A 16,034-nucleotide genomic window follows, 5' to 3' on the forward strand; every position below is an offset into this window, starting at 1 on the left:
CTGTCAGGGCAGCCCGATGAAGCCGGTATTGACCGAGCCGAGGGTGCGGCGGGTGAGGGCGAAGACGCCAACGCCGTCGCGTGAGCCGTCGTCGTTGGAATTGCCCTCGATGGTCGCAAGCCGGCCGCCGGCCAGATCCTTGACGAAGCCTGTGTGGCCCTTGCCCTCGCCGAAATCCATGATGAAGATCATGCCGCTGGAGACCAGGCCGGGGGCGGCGACGGCCTGCGCGGTGGTCAGGCAGGGCAGGCCGGCCTTCAGCGCCTTCCGCCACATGTCGAGCACGCCGCCTGTCCTTGGCAGCGGATTGGCCAGGCTGGCTTTCCGCGCCGCCTCGGTGGCGCAGAAATAGACGAAGGCGGCGCACCAGGCATTGCCCGGCGGAACGCCGACCGAAGCGAGGTAGGCCTCGACCTCCTCGCCACGGTTCGACAGGGGCGGCTTCTCCCGTACCCCTATCTGCGTCATGGCGACGGCCAGCGCCGCTTTGGCGAGCGCGCCGCCCGACGTCATCGGCGGCAGCGCCGTGGCACCGAACAGCGCCACCCAGGTCACCGGGCCGACCATGCCGTCGACCGTCAGCGGGTGTTGCTGCGCGTCGAAAGCGCGGGCCTGGAACAGCCGGACGGCGGCCTCGGTCTGCGGGCCATAGGCGCCGTCCTCGTCGACCGGGCCGCAGCCGCGGGCATTCAATGCCTGCTGCACGGCCAGCACGGCCGCCGTTTCCGTGCTGTTGCGGCGGAGCGTGGTGCCGGGGAAAATCGGGGCAGTACGCGGGGCGAGTGAATCGGGCATGGCGCGTATCCTCCGCGGCATGGACCGTCCAGGCCGCGGCGGCAGGCTGCGTCGGCCCGATGCCCGCCGTCCGTATGCCGGCGCACGTGGCAGCGGCGGTCAGTGCCCGAAGCGCGCCCGCCAGCCCGGCCGGTCGCCGAGGCTCTCGGCATGGTAGACGCCGCGTGCCACAGCACGCGCCAGCGTGTCGGCGGCCAGGTGGCCGAGCCGCGCCAGCATCGCCGGATTGGTCAGCGGCACCGCCCCCGTTGCCATGGCGAACACCGTATCCCCGTCGAAGGGCGTGTGGATCGGCCGGATCGCCCGTGCCAGCCCGTCCTGCGCCATCATCGCCAGGCGCTGCAACTCTCCCTTCGAAAGCACCACGTTGCAGGCCACCACGGCGATCGTGGTGTTGGCCAAGGGGTTCACCGCGAAGCCCGGCGGCAGCGGCATCTCCCGCTCGCCCTGCCAGTCCGCCGGCGGTGGGCCGAGCCCGCCGAACTCGTCGCCCATCTCGTACGGCCAAGCCCAGAACCGGTCGGTCCCGGGCATCACCGCACTGCCAAAGCTGTTGACCGCAACCAGGGCGCCGAGCTGCAACCCGTCTGCCGTCACCGTGCTGGCGCTGCCCAGGCCCCCTCTCAGCGCGCCCGACCGCGCGCCGAGCCCGGCGCCGGCATTGCCCAGCGCGAAATCCGTCCCGACCGCATCGAGCGCGGCGCGGCCCAGCGCGGCATAGGGCGGCGCCTCGCCCCAGGCCTTGTCGCCGCCATTGGCCAGGTCGAACAGGATGGCGCCCGGCACCACCGGGATGACCGCGCCGCCGAAGCCGATCCCCCGCCCGCGCGCACCGAGCGCCGCGACCACGCCGCCGCCGGCATCCAGCCCGTACATCGACCCGCCCGAGAGGACGATGGCATCCACCTCGTTGCGCAGGCTGGTGGCGTCCAGCGCCTGGATGTTCCAGGTGCCCGGCGCGCCGCCGCGCACATCGGCCGCGGCGGGGCAGCGTTCCGCCGGGTAAACCACAGTGACTCCGGTGCGGACCCGGTGGTCTCCGGCATTGCCGACGAGGATGCCCGCGACATCGGTGATCAGGTTGCGCGGGCCCGGTCGGATGCTCATGCCCGACAGGCTCGCATGCGCCGCGCGGCCGCGCTATCCGGCGGAGCGACAGGAGTGTGCGACATGATCCCGGCCTGGCGCCCGATGACCGAGGCCGACCTGCCCGCGGTGCAGGCGCTGGCCGACCGGCTGCACCCGCACCACCCCGAATCGCCCGTGGTCCTCGCCGAGCGGCTGGCCCTCGCCCCGGCGGGGTGCCGGGTGCTGGCGGCGGGCAGGCCGCTGCTGGGCTATGCCGTCAGCCATCCCTGGAGCGGGACGTCGCCGCCGCCGCTCGATGCGTTGCTCGGCGCGCTGCCGGCGCGGCCGCGGGCCTGGCATGTCCACGACATTGCGCTCGACCCTGCGGCGCGCGGCGCCGGGCATGCCGGGGCGGTGCTGCGGGCGCTGCTGGCGGCCTCGCCACTGGCCGCGGCGACGCTGGTGGCCATCCCCGGCACCGGCCCGTACTGGGCACGGCTTGGCTTCCAGGACGTGCCGGTCGCGGATCCTGCCGCGCTTGCCAGCTACGGCGAGGGTGCCCGCTTCATGGCGCGCCCCCGCTGAGGCGTGCCGAGGACCGCAGCGCCTTCGGGCGCGAAGGTCTGCAGCAGCGCCCCGCCCGGCCGCCGGCAAGGGCTCAATGCGCCGGCGTGCCCGGCCGTTGTGCCGCCGCCTCGGCCCATGTTGCCACCTGCTCGGCCGGCGGCTGCACCATGCGGGCCATCGACGCCTGGCTTTGCAGCGCGGCGTCGGACCAGTGCCGCATGATACGCTGCATCAGGACGAGGTTGTCCTGCAGGCTGTAGATGCGCAGCATTTCCTGGGCGAGGCGGATGTTGTTGCGCATCATGCTGGCGACCATCGCGGCGAAGGCCTCCTGCATCTCGCCGAAGCCGGTGCCCGGGCTGGCCGGCAGCAGCATGGCGGCGCGCAGGCCGCGGCTCGTCTCCTGCACCAGCCGGGTCACGCTGGCGCCGATCTCCTCGGCCGCGGCATTTGTGGCGGCCTGCGTGGCCGCCTCGGCGGATCGGTGTGCTTCCGCCGCCATGTGGTCGTAACCGCCGGTCCGGCTGGGCAATTCACCGTTGCGGTCCGCCTCGGGCCTCGCCATCAGGCGCTCGGGCGATGTGCGTTCCGCCGTCCGTTCCGATGCCCTTTGTTCGGCCATGTCCCGTATCCTCTCGCCTGCCGGGGCGGCCCGCGGCAAGCGGGCCAACGGTTGGGGAATGCCGGAGTGATGGCTTTGCTGCCGGTAATTCAGATATATCTAAAATAAAGAGGAATCCGCATTTGGCGATTGGGCCCGTGTTCCATTCGCATCACCGCGGCGCACGAAAACGACAGCCGGCCTCAGTCGAGCCGGGTGCGCAGCCAAGTGCCGGCCGCCGCCACCGCCGCACGCGCCTGGCCGACATGGCCGACCGCGCGCAGGAAGCCATGCACCGTGCCGGGAAAGACCTTCGTGTCGACCGCCACGCCGGCGGCCCGCAGCCGCGCCGCCATCGCCTGGTTCTCGGCGGCCAGCACGTCCAGCTCGGCGACATGCAGCAGGCAGGGCGGCAGGCCGGCGAGGTCGCCCCGCAACGGCGCCGCCAGCGGGCTGACGCGGTCTGCCGCGCGCGGCGCATAGGCCCGCCAATAGAATTCCATCCGCTCCCGGGTCAGCCCGTAGCCGCTGGCGAATTCGGCGTAGCTCGGCGTGTCGAGGCGCGAATCGAAGACGCCGTAGTTCAGCAGCAGGCCGCGCAGCGGTACCGGCTCGGGGCCGTCGCGCAGCCAGAGGGCGAGGCCGGCCGCCAGGTTGGCGCCGGCCGAATCGCCGCCGACGACGACCCGCCCAGGGTCCATCCCCCAGTCGGCACCATGCACCACGATCCAGCGCAGTACCGCCGCGCATTCCTCCAGCGCCTGCGGGAAGGCCGCCTCCGGGCTCAGCGCGTAATCCGGCCCGACCACGATGCAGCCGGCCGCGGCGGCATATTCCCGCATCAGCCGGTCATGCGTGTCGATGCTGTTCCAGACCCAGCCGCCGCCATGCAGATAGAGCAGCACGGGCAGCGGTCCCGGCAGGTCCGGCCGGTGCACCCGGCACTGCACCCGGCGGCCGCGCGCCGGGACCCAGCGATCGGCGCTCTCGGCCATCACCGGCCCGCCCTCGGCCAGCGGCAGGTTCAGAGCCTCGGTCAGCGCCCGCGGCTCGTCGAAGGGCTCGGCCAGCCGGATCGGCGGCAGCGCGGCGGCGCGCGACTCCATCATCGCGTTGAAGGCCGCCATCTCCGGGTCCAGCCGCGGGTCCGCCATGCTCGTCTCCTCCGTCGCGTCCAGTGGAGGTGGCGCCGGCCGCCGCCGCAAGAGCGGAAATGTCATGCCGCGCCGCTTGCGCATCGCCGATCTCCAAGTCCATGCTGCACTGCACCATGCCCGCCATGATTACCTTCCGCGGCACCGCGAGCTTTCGCGCCGCCGCCATGTTCCGCCCGCGCAGCGTCGTGTTGCTGGCCGATCCCGCTCAGCCTGAGGCCGCCATCATCGCCCGCAACCTGGCGGGAGGCGGCTTCAAGGGCCGGCTGCGGGTCATCGGCATGGCGGTGGACGGACTCGAAGCCGCCGACAGCGTCGAGGGTTTGCCGGAAGCGCCCGACCTCGCCGTGCTCTGCCTGCCGCCCGCCCGGTTGGAAGCGGCCATGGCGGCGCTGGCCGTGCGCGGCTGCCTGGCCGCCGTCGTCCCGGGCGCCGCGCCGGACCTCGCCGCCATCTCCGCCCGCACCGGCGTCAAGGCGCTCGGCCAGGGCAGCTTCGGCCTCTGCGTCCCGGCGATCGGACTGAATGCCTCGCTGGCGCATATCGCGCCGGCGCCGGGCAAGCTGGCCCTCGTCACCCAATCCGCGGCACTCGCCCGCGTCGTGCTCGACTGGGCTGCGGCCGAGGCGGTCGGCTTCAGCCATGTCGTCGGCATCGGCGGCAATGCCACGATCGGCTTCGCCATGGCGCTCGACTGGCTGGCGCGCGACGTGGGAACCAGTGCGGTGCTGCTTGACCTGCGGCGTATCCGCAACCGCCGTGCCTTCGTCTCCGCTGCCCGGGCGGTGACCCGGACCCGGCCGGTGGTCGCCATCCGCGCCGGCGGCCGCAGCGCCGATACCTCCGGCATGGGCGACGCCATCATGGAGGCGGCCTTGCGCCGCGCCGGCGTGCTGCGCGTCACCGGGCTCGAGGATTTCCTCTCCGCTGCCGAGACTCTGGCCCGGTTGAAGCCGCGGGTCGGCGGCGGGCCGGATGCGCTGCGCGGCGACCGGGTCGCCATCGTGACCAACGGCATCGGGCTTGGCCACCTTGCGGCGGACGCGGTGCTGTCGGGCGGCGGCCGTCTGGCGGTGCTCTCGCCGGAAGCCCTGGCCACCTTCGGCATGCTGTTGCCGGAAGGATGGCAGGCCGGCAACCCGCTCTCGCTGGGACCCGCCAGCGGGCCGCGGCTGGCCGAGGCCACGGCGATGCTGGCCGCCCTGCCCGAGGTCGATTCGGTCGTCGCGCTGCATGCCCCGGCGCCGGAGGAAGCCGGTGACGTGGCGGCCGAGGCGATGATCGCCGCCGCCCGTACCGGCGGCCAGCGGGCCGCCCCGGTGCTGGTGAGCTGGGCCGGCCAGGCGACCGCAGGGCGGCAACGCCAGGCCATGGCGCAGGCCGGGCTGGCGGTCTTCCCGACGCCGGAGGCCGCGGTGCGCGGCGCCCTGCACCTGGCTCGCGACCGCCGCAACCGCGCCGCCGCGGCCGAGTTGCCGCCGCGCGAGGTGCTGGACCTGGCGCCCGACCGCAATGCGGTCCGGCGCATCCTGGAAGCCGCCCGCGCTGCCTATCGCTGCGCACTGACCGAGGAGGAGGCGCTTGGCGTCCTGGCCGCCTATGGCGTGCCGACCGTGCCGGGCCGCCGCGCCGCAGGCCCGCAGGAGGCCGCCGACGCCGCTGCCATGCTGGGCTTCCCCGCCGTGCTGAAGATCCTCAGCCCAGACCTGCGGCACAAGTCCGAGGTCGGCGGCGTCGTCATCGGCCTGACCTCCGCCGCCGCGGTGCGGAGCGAGGCGGAGGCGATGCTGGCCCGGGTCCGGGCGACGCGGCCGGAGGCGCGGATCGAAGGCTTCCTGGTGCAGCGCCAGGCGGCCCGTGCGCTGGAACTGCGCCTGCGGCTCGGCGACGATGCGATGTTCGGGCCCTGGATCGGCTTCGGCCAGGGCGGGACCGCGGCCGACCTGGCGGAGGACGAGGCGCATGACCTGCCGCCGCTGAACCTGACGCTGGCTAACCAGTTGATCGCCCGGTCGCGCACGGCCCGGCTGATGGCTGGCTTCCGCGACCACCGGCCGGTGAACCAGGCAGCGGTGGCGGATGTGCTGGTCCGCCTGTCGCAGGTCGCAGTCGACTTCCCGGAGATCGAGGCGCTGACGGTCAACCCGCTGTTCGCCGACAGCTACGGCGTGCTCGCGGCGGATGCGCACCTGACCCTGCGGCCGGAGGGGGAGCACGGTGTGCTGGCCATCCCGCCCTATCCGGCGGAGCTGACCCGGCCGTGGCAGACGAAATCGGGCGAGGTGCTGACCATCCGCCCGGTCCGCCCGGAGGATGCCGAGGCGCATGGCGAATTCTTCCACACCCTCGCGCCGGAAGATGTCCGCTGGCGCTTCTTCTCGCCGCTGAAGGAGCTTTCGCCGACCTTGACGGCGCGGCTGACGCAGATCGACTACGACCGGGAGATCGCCTTCATCGCCTCCCGTCGCAGGCCTGACGGCCGGGAGGAGACGCTTGGCGTCTCCCGCCTGATACGCGACCCGTCCGAGCCGACCAGCGCCGAATTCGCGGTGGTCGTCTCGCGCAGCATGAAAGGCCAGGGGCTGGGGCGGCACATGATGGAGCGGCTGTTCGAATGGGGCCGCGCCAACGGCGTGCGCGACATCATGGGGCATGTTCTGGCCGACAACACGCCGATGCTGGCCTTCGTCAAGCGGCTTGGCTTCACCGCCAAGCGGTCGGCGGAGGAGGAGGACGTGATGGAAACCCGGCTGGCGCTGTGAGGTACGGCGCCTAGGCCATCGCCAGCATCAGCACGCCGCCGCAGATCAAGCCGATCGCCGCGACCTTCTGGGTCGAGAGCGATTCGCCGAACATGAAATGCCCGATGATCGCGACCGCGACGTAGCTCGCCGCGGTGCAGGGTAGCGCCACGCTCATCGGAATCTTGCGCAGCGCGATGATGTAGAGAAAGGCGGCGCCGCCATAGGCGACGAGGCCGATCATGGTGGCTGGCCGGAAGAGCTGGGTGACGAAGCCGCCCTCGCCGATGGCGCCCGCCTTCAACAGCACCTGGCCGCCGAGCGAGGTGAGGATCGCCGCGGCGAGCGACAGCCAGTAGATCGTCACTGCAGCGCGTCCTCCGGCGAGCGGGCCGTAGTACGGTCCGGCTTCGGTGCGATCATCTCCCGCACCACGCCCTGCGGCTTGCCGTTGGCAGAGAGGAATGCGCGGCCGACGTATTCGCCAAGCACGCCGAGGATGAGGAATTGCACGCCGGCGACCAGCAGCGTGGTGGTCATCGAGGAAGCCCAGCCGGATGGCGTACCGGTGATCATGGCCTCCAGCACCACCATCGCCGCGGCGGCCAGCCCGAGGATACCCATGCCGATGCCGGCGAAGGTGGCGAGGCGCAGCGGCAGGACCGAGAAATTGGTCGCCAGGTTGCTCCAGAGCGAGATCAGCCGCTTGATGGTGTAGTTCGAGCGGCCCTCGGCGCGGGCCAGGTGCATCACCTCGATGCTGTCGATCCGCTGGGTCACCTGCATGATCAGGCCGTCGATATAGGGATAGGGGCCGCGGTAGCGGGCGACCTCCTGCACCACCAGCGCGCTCATGCAGCGGAAGGAGGAGAGGTAGAGCCCCTTCGGCTTGTCGAGCAGCGCATCGGCGACCTTGTTGGCGAAGCGGCTGCCGAGGTTGCGCCAGCCCTCGTGCTTCTTCTCCGCGTAGCGGGTGTAGACCACGTCCCAGCCGCCGAGCCTGGCGTGGTTGTAGAGCTTCACCACTTCTTCCGGCGGGTTCTGCAGGTCGTCGTCCATGGTGATGATGTAGGCGCCGCGGGCATGTCGCAGCCCGGTCATGCAGGCGTTGTGCTCGCCGAAATTGCGGGCGTGCTCCAGGTAGGTGATCGGCACGGTGGCGGTGGCCGCGATGGCGCGGCAGACATCGCCGGAATTGTCCGGACTGCCGTCGTTGACAAGCACGATTTCCAGCCCGCCGGCCGGCTGGAGGGCAGAAAGCGCATCGACCAGCAGGCCGATCGTCGCCGCGCCGCGATAGACCGGCACGACGATGCTGAGCCCGACAGGATGCGCGGCGAGGTCCGGGAGCATCGGCGACATGGAAATCCTCATCTCAGGGACGGAGCGCGGTGGCGAGCACCGAACCGCCGGCGGGGAAGGGGAAGCCGCTGGCCACCAGGCTGCGCTCCAACCGGGTGACGGCATGCAGGCTACGGTCAAGCCAAGGCGGAAAATGGGTAACATCCGAGCCTTGCTCGGGCGATCGGGCGATTACCTTGCGGTGCAGCACCATCATCGGCAGCAAAAGGCTGTTCCAGTAGTAAGGCCGAACCTCGACGAGGCCGGCCCCGACAAGCATGGCGCCCGTGGTTGCCCGGGTGAAGCGCCGGGCGTTCTGCACCCGGGCATCATGCGTTGAGCGAAGCCATTCGAAGGCCGGCAGATTGACGATCAGCACGCCGCCGGGCCGCAACACCCGCAGCATCTCGGCCAGCGCCCGCGCCGGATCGACCGCGGCATGGCTGAGCACATCGAGGCTGACCACCACCGAGAAACTGGCATCGGCGAAGGGCATCGCATTGATGGTGCCGGCCACCACCGGCACGCCGGATTTCGCCGATGCCCTTGCCGCCGCGCCGGGATGGTATTCCAGCCCGGCCGCCGGCTGGTCTGGCCTCTCCCGCCGGAGCCGCGCAAGGAAGCCTCCCGTGCCGCAACCGGCATCGAGCAGCCGGCCTGGACCGGGCCGGACGCTGTCGAGCGCATCGAGGACCTGGGCATGCAGGGCGCGGTACCACCACATCCGGTCCTCGACCAAGTCCATGAGATCATATTCGGCGAGTTCCACGCCGGCGTTCTGGCACGCTCGCGCCTGCAATAACAAGGCGCGGACGCGCAACAACAGCGCGAGTTGAAGCTGACCCCTACACCCTTGCGGGAGGCAACCGTCCCTGTATCAGCTTTCTAGCGTCCCCTCATGTTGCGGCAATGCGATTGCAGTCTTTGCGGGGCGGGTCCAAGGATGCGGCAGCCGCGATGACCCCCTCCGACCCCGAAGCCCGTTTGTCCGGCTCCGCCGCCGCGACCACCGCATTGCCGCGCCGGCAGAGCAATGGCCTGTTCACGGCGCGGCTGGTGCGCTTCGCGGCCTTTCTGCCGGCGGCGGCCTTCCTGCTGGCTGCCCTTTTCCCGCCGCTGAACCACGATGTCGCGGCTGTGCTGAATTTCGCCGAGCGGATGCTGGCCGGGGAACGGCTCTATGCCGACCTCATCGACGTCAATCCGCCGCTTGTCTTCGTGCTCAACCTGCTGCCGGCGGCGATCGGCGCCTGGACGCCGTTGGATGCTGTACAGGGGCTCCTGGTCTGCCTGCTGGGCTTCTGCGCGCTTTCCACTTGGCTGGCGCTCCGCCTTGCGCGTCCCGGCGCGCCTCCGGTCGAGGCCGCCTGCCTCGGTGTCGGGCTGCCGCTGCTGACCCTGGCGGCAGGCTATGATTTCGGCCAGCGCGAGCACCTGATGGCGGTGGCCGCGCTACCCTATTTGTTCCTCGCGGCGCGGCGGATCGAGGGGACGCCGACACGCCTCGGCCTGACCCTAGGCACGGCGCTGCTGGCGGCGCTCGGCTTCGCGCTCAAGCCGCATTTCCTGGCGATCCCGGGGCTGGTCGAAGCCACGGTGCTGGTGCAGCGCGGTCCCGGCCGGGCGCTGCGCGACCCGGTGCCCTGGGCCATGGCCGGGTTCTGGTTGACCTATCTTGGCAGCCTGCCGCTGCTTTTTCCGGACTATCTCGGCCAGGTCATGCCGCTGGTCTGGGACTACTATCTCGACCTTGGCGGGTTCGCCTGGTGGCAGGTGATCCTGACCGAGCGGCTGGGCACCGCGCTCATGCTGCTGCTGCCGCTCGGCTTCGTGGTACTGCGGCCCGGCTGGGGGGCGCTGCCGAAGGTTGTCTTCGTGGCGGCATTGGGCGCCACCGTCTCCGCCGTGGTGCAGCATAAGGGCTGGTCGTACCACGCACTCCCGGTGCGGCTGCTGGCCGGCTTGCTGGCGGTGGTGGTGGCGGCGCGCTGGCTGGACCGGGCACTGCCAGCGCCAAGGGCCAGCCGCGCCGCGCCAGCGCTGGCCGTGGTCGCCGCCTTCGGGCTCGGCATCCATGGCTTCGCCGGGGCCGAGGCGCCCTGGCGGGAGATCACCTGGTCCTGGTCGCGCGGCGGCGCGGTGACCGCGCTGCTGAAGCGGGAGGCCTATGGCGAACGGCTGCTGGTGCTCTCGCCCGACATCTTCCCGGTCTTCCCGGCGCTGAACTACGCCCGGGCGCAATCGACGCTGCGGACGATGAATCTCTGGCTGCTGCAGGGCGTCTACCACGACTGCCCGGCCGGCGGGGCGCGCTACCGCGAGACCTGGGAGATGTCGCGCACCGAATTCTTCGTCTACCGCACGGTGGCGGAGGATTTCAGCCGTGCGCCGCCGGCGGCGATCCTGGTCTCCACCCTGCCGGGCATCCCGGTCTGCGGCCGGCCCTTCGACGTACTGGAGTATTTCGGCCGCCATCCCCTGTTCGCCGAGACGCTGCGCCGCTACCGCCCCGCGGCCGAGATCGAAGGCTACCGGCTGCTGCGGCGCGAGGACTGATGCACCAACGACAATCCGGGCCGCGCTGATGCGCGACAGGCCCGCAGGCAACGGCGCCCTTGCGGTGCCGACGGGGGAGGATGCGGTCCGCGGCCTCACCATCGTGGCGCTGGGCTATGCGGTGATCGCCCTGGCGGATGCCACGGTGAAATGGGTGCTGCCCGAGATCGGCCCGGCCGCCGCCATGATCTGGCGCGGGGTGCTGGGCGGCGGGGCGGTGCTGCTGCTGTCGCGCGGCCGGGCGCTGCGGGCGGTGAACCGACGGCTGCTGGCGGTGCGCAGCCTGCTGCAGGCAAGCGTCTCGGCGGCCTGGTACTTGGCTTGGTCGCTGGGCGTGACCTTGGCCGACAGCTATGCGGTCGCCGCCGCCTCGCCGCTGCTGATGACGCTGCTGGCGATCCCGCTGCTGGGCGAGAAGGTCGGCTGGCGGCGCTGGTGCAGCACCGCGGTGGGGTGTGCCGGCGTGCTGTTCATGCTGCAGCCGGGCGGCGAGCTTTGGCGCTGGGAATCGGGCATGCTGCTGGTGGCGACCGCCATCATGGCGCTGACCCGGATCTGGACCCGCATCCTGACGCGGACGGATACGCCGGACAGCATGGCCTTCTGGGTGCTGGCGGCGCAGGCGCCGGTCGGCCTGGCGATGCTGGCCTGGCCGGCGATGTGGCCGGCCGGCGGCCCGCCGCCGCTGCTTCCCGCGCTGTGGGTGGTGGCGGTGCTGGCCTGCTTCGCCGGGCTGAACGCCATGGCGCAGATCCTGTTCGGCCGCGGCTATGCGCTGGCGCCGGTCTCGGCCATCGCGCCCTTCGAGTATACCCCGCTGCTCTGGGGCATCGGGCTCGGCTTCCTGATCTGGGGTGAGGTGCCGGCCTGGACCACGCTGGGCGGCGCCGCGGTGGTGATCGCGGCGGGGCTGTACAACGTGCACCGGGAGCGAGTGCGGCGGGCGCAGGAACGCGCGGCGAAGGGAGCCGGGTAATGGCGTTGCGGCATGACCTTCGGCGCGGGGCGCTCTGCATGTTGGCGGCGCATGCGCTGTTCACCGCGATGGGCGTCATCGTGAAGCACCTGGCCGACCATATCCCGGTCATCGAGCTGATGTTCTTCCGCAGCGTCTTCGCCCTGCCGGTGATCCTGGCGATCTGCGCGCGGTCCGGCGGCGCTTCGCTGCGCACCCGGCGCTTTCCCGGCCATGCGCTGCGCGCCTCCACCGGGATCGCGGCGCAGACCCTGGGCTTCTATGCGCTCTCGGTGCTGCCGCTCGCGGAGCAGACGGCGCTCGGCTACACCCAGCCGCTGTTCGTGACGATCCTCGCCATCCCGTTCCTCGGCGAGAAGGTCGGCATCCACCGCTGGTCCGCGGTGCTGATCGGCTTCTGCGGCGTGCTGCTGATCGCGGCCGGGCAAGGGGTGGGGTTCGGCGCGATGCCGCCGGCGCTGCTGCTTGGCACCGCGGCGGGCGTGGCGCAGGGCATGTTCTCGGCGGTGACCACCATGCTGGTGCGGCAACTCTCATCCACTGAAAGCTCCTCGACCATCACGCTCTGGCAATCGCTGCTGATGGGCGGCTATGCGGCGCTGCTGCTGCCCTTCGTCTGGGTGACGCCGGGCTGGGGCGATCTCGGCCTGCTGATCCTGGTCGGGCTGGTCGGCGGCAGCGCGCAATGGCTGCTGACCGAGGCCTGGGCCAGCGCGCAGGTCTCGGCGATCGCGCCCTATTCCTATTCGGCGCTGCTCTGGTCGATCGGGCTGGGCTGGCTGGCCTTCGGCGACCTGCCCGGCGTGGCGATGCTGGCAGGGTCCGGCTTGATCGTGGCGGCCGGGCTGTACATCCTGCATCGGGAGTTGGTCCGGCGTGGCCAGTCCAAGGAGACCGAGTGATGGCCATAGCCTTCCTGCGCGACGATCCGCTGCCGCACGGCGCGGTGGAGGAGACCGCGCCTGGCGTTAGGCGCGTGGTCTGCAACAACCCCTCGGCCTTCACCTTCCGCGGGACCAACACCTACATCATCGGCCGCGGCCGCGTCGCGGTGATGGACCCGGGGCCGGAGAATGCCGCGCATCTGGCGGCGATCCTGGCGGCGGTTCAGGGCGAGACGGTGACGCATGTGATCGTGACGCATACCCACCGCGACCATTCGCCCGGCACGGCGGCGCTGGTGGCGGCGACGGGCGCCGCGACCTACGGCTTCGGCCCGCACATGACGCCGCCAGACCAGGGTGGGGAGGGCGGCGACCACGGCTTCCGCCCGGAGGTCACCGTGCCCGATGGCGGAGTGGTGGAGGGCGGCGACTGGCGGCTGACCGCGCTGCACACGCCGGGGCATTGCGCCAACCACCTGTGCTTCGCCATGGACGGTAACGGCGTGCTGTTCAGCGCCGACCATGTGATGGGCTGGTCGACCAGCGTGGTCAGCCCGCCGGATGGCGACATGACCGACTACATGGCCAGCCTCGACCGGCTGATCGCCCGCAACGACGCGCTGCTGCTGCCCGGCCACGGCCCGGCGATCCGCGAGCCGCAGCCCTTCCTGGCCGCGCTGCGGGCGCATCGGCTGGAGCGCGAGGCAAAGGTGCTGGCGGCGCTGACCGCGGCGGTGATGGCCCCGGTCGAGGAATTGGTCGCGCCAGTCTATGGTCCGCTCGACCCCAAGCTGGTGCCGGCGGCGGGGCGCAGCCTGCTGGCGCATCTGGAGAAGCTGCGGCGCGAGGGTGTGGTGCGGCTGAGCGTCGGGGACAACTGGTTGATTTCGTGAAGATTCCGTCCATCTCAGCCTTTGAAGATGTTTTCGCGATGGTGCTTCAGGAACTGAGGATGCGGTTGCCATTCCCGTTGCAGCGGGAGCCTCAGCGTGCGGGCCAAGCCCAGGACAGCCTGCGCGTTTTGCGGAATCAGGCGATCGGCAGTGAGGATCGAATAGTCCTCCCCGACCGAGATCAAGCCGCGGTCGAACATCCAATGGATCGTGCCTGATAGTGCTAGGCCGTTCCGGACCGTGTCCGGACCATGCGACGCCACCGGCCTGATATGCGCGGCCTGGACCTCTGCACGGCCCCCTCCGTTAATGAGGCGAAGGCCGGTCATGGCGCATGTATCCATGTACGCGGTCTTCACTGCCGCGGCGAAGGCTGCGTCGCGGAAAGGCCGCTTTGTGACTCGCTCGATGATGGGGCGCTCGAAGGCATCCTGCTCGTCTGCGAAGCCGGGCACTATGAAATCAGGCCGCACAGGTGCAAGCACCGGCGCGAAGCCCGCCCGCAAAATCGCGTCGAACTCGTGGTCAGGGAGTGGCCGAACGGCGCGGCCAAATGCGCCCTTGTTGGTCATTCCGTCTACGCGGCGGAGCGCGGCTTCAAAATAGTGGCTGCCAGCCTTGAATGGCACCGCCTCGTCGAACTCGAGGAAGTCTGCGACATATGCGTAGAAATGGTCGGGCGTGGTGGGATCAGGCCTGATCGCGGCAACCTTCGCAGTCGCAAAATACGATTGTCGCCCGCCGCGGCTGCCTTCGTCGCCACTGCTTCGGCGTGGCTCGTAATACGCGATCCAATCGCCAAGGGCTCGCTGAGCCTGGTTCAGGTACGTCCTTGGGAAATGGTACCGGAACATAGGGTCGTCGTCGTAGGTCGGATTCACTTTGGTTGTGAATACCGCCTTCGCCATGTGCAGCCTCAGTGCTCGGCCGTTCTGTTGTCCATCCCGCGGAAGCAGATCAACTCCCGCGCCACGCGCTGTTCCGGCGACATCGCCAGCCAGGTGCGGAATTCTGCCAGCACCTTGGCGGTGATGCTGGCGATCTTGTGCCGGAAGGCATCCTCGAAGCTGAAAAATCGCAGCTCCTCCAGCTCGCCGGAGCCGCGCAGCGTGCCATGCGCCGCCTCGGCCGGGGCGATCAGGAAGCGGGCGTTGAAGCGGCGGAAGCGGTTGGGCGGCGTCACCGCGCGGCAGAGGTAGTCCACCGCCGCCAGGTCGGGCAGCAGCCGCTTGCCGTCCTGCCTGCCGAGCACCAGCCCGGTTTCCTCCTCCAGCTCGCGCGCCGCGGCGATGCCGAGGGCCCGTGCCAGCGAGGGCGGTGCCTGGCGTTCCAGGCAGGCACGCGTGAAGTCGGGCAGCTCGGACAGCGCCTTGGCGCGGTGGTCGCCACGGTCGACCCGGCCGCCGGGGAAGACCAGCACGTTCGGCATGAAGCGGTGGCTGGCATGGCGCAGGCCCATCAGCACTTCAGGCCCATGCGGACCCTGGCGCCAGAGGATCAGGCTCGCGGCATGGCGCGGCGTGACGCTGCGGGTAGCGGCGCGCCTGATTTCCGCGACGCCGCCGGGATTGTCGTCGGTCGGCGCTTCATGCGGCGGGGCGGCGTCAGTCAAGCGCCACGCCTCGCAGCTTCAGCCAGGTGCGCAGCCCGAAGCGTTCGGGCACCGAGGTCTGCCGCGCCGCATTCTCCGACCAGCTGCAGCCTTCGGGGGCCGGCCCGTGGATCTCCGGATAGCGCGGCTTGGCCGGCGGGCGGGCGGCGTCATAGGCGGGCAGGGCGGCTTCCAGCCCGCTGTCGTCGTAGGTTTCCCGGTGCACCACCAGATGCTGCGGCAGGCGCGGCGAGAGCCAGTTGCGCACGCCGGCCGGGAAGCCGAGCGTCAGGCCGGCGACTGGATAGACCCCCGGCGGCAGGCCGCACAGCGGCCCGATCTTCTCGACATGGTTCCGCACGTAGGAGATCGGGCAGGTGCCGAGGCCCGCGGCCTCCGCCGCCATCACGGTGAAGCCGAGGGCGAGCGCCGCATCGGCGGTCGCGTTGATGAAGGTGTCGACATTGTCGTTGGCGTGGCTGCGGCCATGCAGCTCGCAGACCCGGCGGGCGCGGCGGATGTCGCCGCAGAACAGCAGGAAGACCGGCGCCTGCTTGATCCAGTCCATGCCGCCGATCCAGTCGGCGATGCGGGCGATCTTCGCCGGGTCCTGCAGCACGATGATGGAATATTGCTGCAGGTCGGATTTGCTGGGCGCCGATTGCGCACCGGCCAGCACCGTCTGCAGCAAGGCCTCCGGCACCGGGTCCGGCGCATAGCGGCGCGTCACGCGGCGGTCGAGGATGGCGGCGAGGCCGGGCGGCACCGCGGCGGCCGGGGCGAAGGGCAGCGGCGCCTCCGGCTTCACGCCGTAGCGGCCGCGGATCAGCGCTGCTGGATCGTTCTCGGGCATGTCGCCGGCAGCAT

The 16,034-nt window shown here is 71.0% G+C and carries 16 protein-coding genes; 6 read left to right on the plus strand and 10 right to left on the minus strand.

The features are described from left to right. Window positions 1-3 precede the first annotated feature (3 nt). Window positions 4-795 (minus strand): peptidoglycan-binding protein, encoded by a 792-nt coding sequence (locus ACFQS7_RS23930; protein ID WP_380069660.1) that lies wholly within the window; start codon window positions 793-795, stop codon window positions 4-6. A gap of 99 nt (window positions 796-894) precedes the next feature. Further along, a complete protein-coding gene (locus tag ACFQS7_RS23935) occupies window positions 895-1,902 on the minus strand; it encodes a P1 family peptidase (protein ID WP_380069661.1) in 1,008 nt (335 codons plus the stop codon). Window positions 1,903-1,965: 63 nt separating this feature from the next. Here ACFQS7_RS23935 and ACFQS7_RS23940 point away from each other — a divergent pair, with 63 nt between their 5' ends. Then, a complete protein-coding gene (locus ACFQS7_RS23940; RefSeq protein WP_380069662.1) occupies window positions 1,966-2,448 on the plus strand; it encodes a GNAT family N-acetyltransferase in 483 nt (160 codons plus the stop codon). Between the two features lie 73 nt (window positions 2,449-2,521). Here ACFQS7_RS23940 and ACFQS7_RS23945 read toward each other — a convergent pair whose 3' ends face one another. Next, window positions 2,522-3,052 carry a hypothetical protein gene (locus ACFQS7_RS23945; RefSeq protein ID WP_380069663.1) on the minus strand — a complete coding sequence of 177 codons (531 nt, stop codon included), beginning with the start codon at window positions 3,050-3,052 and terminating at the stop codon, window positions 2,522-2,524. A gap of 182 nt (window positions 3,053-3,234) precedes the next feature. After that, window positions 3,235-4,185, minus strand: a complete 951-nt coding sequence (locus ACFQS7_RS23950) for an alpha/beta hydrolase (protein WP_380069664.1) — start codon at window positions 4,183-4,185, stop codon at window positions 3,235-3,237. A gap of 116 nt (window positions 4,186-4,301) precedes the next feature. Between ACFQS7_RS23950 and ACFQS7_RS23955 the strand changes: the two genes are divergently transcribed. Continuing rightward, window positions 4,302-6,947, plus strand: coding sequence for a GNAT family N-acetyltransferase (locus ACFQS7_RS23955; RefSeq protein ID WP_380069665.1), 2,646 nt, complete (start codon window positions 4,302-4,304; stop codon window positions 6,945-6,947). 10 nt (window positions 6,948-6,957) lie between these two features. Here ACFQS7_RS23955 and ACFQS7_RS23960 read toward each other — a convergent pair whose 3' ends face one another. Genes ACFQS7_RS23960 through ACFQS7_RS23970 form a run of 3 tightly spaced genes read right to left on the minus strand, consistent with a single transcriptional unit; the run spans window position 6,958 to window position 9,036 of the window. Continuing rightward, window positions 6,958-7,293: a DMT family transporter gene (locus ACFQS7_RS23960; protein ID WP_380069666.1), complete on the minus strand. Its 336-nt coding sequence runs from the start codon at window positions 7,291-7,293 to the stop codon at window positions 6,958-6,960. Further along, entirely contained in the window at window positions 7,290-8,288 is a 999-nt protein-coding gene (locus tag ACFQS7_RS23965; RefSeq protein WP_380069667.1) for a glycosyltransferase family 2 protein, read from the minus strand. The genes ACFQS7_RS23960 and ACFQS7_RS23965 overlap by 4 nt, the downstream gene beginning before the upstream one ends. A gap of 13 nt (window positions 8,289-8,301) precedes the next feature. Continuing rightward, window positions 8,302-9,036, minus strand: a complete 735-nt coding sequence (locus tag ACFQS7_RS23970; protein WP_380069668.1) for a class I SAM-dependent methyltransferase — start codon at window positions 9,034-9,036, stop codon at window positions 8,302-8,304. A 188-nt stretch (window positions 9,037-9,224) separates the two neighbouring features. Between ACFQS7_RS23970 and ACFQS7_RS23975 the strand changes: the two genes are divergently transcribed. Genes ACFQS7_RS23975 through ACFQS7_RS23990 form a run of 4 tightly spaced genes read left to right on the plus strand, consistent with a single transcriptional unit; the run spans window position 9,225 to window position 13,576 of the window. Beyond that, window positions 9,225-10,823, plus strand: coding sequence for a hypothetical protein (locus ACFQS7_RS23975; protein WP_380069669.1), 1,599 nt, complete (start codon window positions 9,225-9,227; stop codon window positions 10,821-10,823). A gap of 28 nt (window positions 10,824-10,851) precedes the next feature. Further along, window positions 10,852-11,799, plus strand: coding sequence for a DMT family transporter (locus ACFQS7_RS23980; protein WP_380069670.1), 948 nt, complete (start codon window positions 10,852-10,854; stop codon window positions 11,797-11,799). Next, the gene (locus ACFQS7_RS23985) at window positions 11,799-12,701 is read left to right on the plus strand and encodes a DMT family transporter (protein ID WP_380069671.1); all 903 of its coding nucleotides are present in this window, start codon (window positions 11,799-11,801) and stop codon (window positions 12,699-12,701) included. The genes ACFQS7_RS23980 and ACFQS7_RS23985 overlap by 1 nt, the downstream gene beginning before the upstream one ends. After that, window positions 12,701-13,576: an MBL fold metallo-hydrolase gene (locus ACFQS7_RS23990; RefSeq protein WP_380069672.1), complete on the plus strand. Its 876-nt coding sequence runs from the start codon at window positions 12,701-12,703 to the stop codon at window positions 13,574-13,576. Before ACFQS7_RS23985 ends, ACFQS7_RS23990 begins: the two co-directional genes overlap by 1 nt. A 14-nt stretch (window positions 13,577-13,590) precedes the next feature. On the opposite strand, the gene ACFQS7_RS23995 is transcribed toward ACFQS7_RS23990, so the two are convergent. From ACFQS7_RS23995 to ACFQS7_RS24005, 3 genes are read right to left on the minus strand one after another with little or no spacing between them, the layout of a single operon-like run. Continuing rightward, complete coding sequence (locus ACFQS7_RS23995) at window positions 13,591-14,484, minus strand: HNH endonuclease (RefSeq protein WP_380069673.1); 894 nt, start codon at window positions 14,482-14,484, stop codon at window positions 13,591-13,593. An 8-nt stretch (window positions 14,485-14,492) separates the two neighbouring features. Further along, a complete protein-coding gene (locus ACFQS7_RS24000) occupies window positions 14,493-15,188 on the minus strand; it encodes an NUDIX domain-containing protein (RefSeq protein WP_380069674.1) in 696 nt (231 codons plus the stop codon). Then, complete coding sequence (locus tag ACFQS7_RS24005) at window positions 15,181-16,020, minus strand: nitroreductase family protein (RefSeq protein WP_380069675.1); 840 nt, start codon at window positions 16,018-16,020, stop codon at window positions 15,181-15,183. The genes ACFQS7_RS24000 and ACFQS7_RS24005 overlap by 8 nt, the downstream gene beginning before the upstream one ends. Between the last annotated feature and the right edge of the window lie 14 nt (window positions 16,021-16,034).

It is taken from the genome of Dankookia sp. GCM10030260 (genome assembly GCF_042666655.1).
In the GTDB taxonomy this organism is placed as follows: domain Bacteria; phylum Pseudomonadota; class Alphaproteobacteria; order Acetobacterales; family Acetobacteraceae; genus Paracraurococcus.

Bases quoted from the DNA above. Each gene is read 5' to 3' on its own strand.
- ACFQS7_RS23930 (WP_380069660.1), bottom strand. From the start codon at position 795: ATGCCCGATTCACTCGCCCCGCGTACTGCCCCGATTTTCCCCGGCACC.
- ACFQS7_RS23935 (WP_380069661.1), bottom strand. From the start codon at position 1,902: ATGAGCATCCGACCGGGCCCGCGCAACCTGATCACCGATGTCGCGGGC.
- ACFQS7_RS23940 (WP_380069662.1), top strand. From the start codon at position 1,966: ATGATCCCGGCCTGGCGCCCGATGACCGAGGCCGACCTGCCCGCGGTG.
- ACFQS7_RS23945 (WP_380069663.1), bottom strand. From the start codon at position 3,052: ATGGCCGAACAAAGGGCATCGGAACGGACGGCGGAACGCACATCGCCC.
- ACFQS7_RS23950 (WP_380069664.1), bottom strand. From the start codon at position 4,185: ATGGCGGACCCGCGGCTGGACCCGGAGATGGCGGCCTTCAACGCGATG.
- ACFQS7_RS23955 (WP_380069665.1), top strand. From the start codon at position 4,302: ATGCCCGCCATGATTACCTTCCGCGGCACCGCGAGCTTTCGCGCCGCC.
- ACFQS7_RS23965 (WP_380069667.1), bottom strand. From the start codon at position 8,288: ATGTCGCCGATGCTCCCGGACCTCGCCGCGCATCCTGTCGGGCTCAGC.
- ACFQS7_RS23975 (WP_380069669.1), top strand. From the start codon at position 9,225: ATGACCCCCTCCGACCCCGAAGCCCGTTTGTCCGGCTCCGCCGCCGCG.
- ACFQS7_RS23980 (WP_380069670.1), top strand. From the start codon at position 10,852: ATGCGCGACAGGCCCGCAGGCAACGGCGCCCTTGCGGTGCCGACGGGG.
- ACFQS7_RS23985 (WP_380069671.1), top strand. From the start codon at position 11,799: ATGGCGTTGCGGCATGACCTTCGGCGCGGGGCGCTCTGCATGTTGGCG.
- ACFQS7_RS23990 (WP_380069672.1), top strand. From the start codon at position 12,701: ATGGCCATAGCCTTCCTGCGCGACGATCCGCTGCCGCACGGCGCGGTG.
- ACFQS7_RS23995 (WP_380069673.1), bottom strand. From the start codon at position 14,484: ATGGCGAAGGCGGTATTCACAACCAAAGTGAATCCGACCTACGACGAC.
- ACFQS7_RS24005 (WP_380069675.1), bottom strand. From the start codon at position 16,020: ATGCCCGAGAACGATCCAGCAGCGCTGATCCGCGGCCGCTACGGCGTG.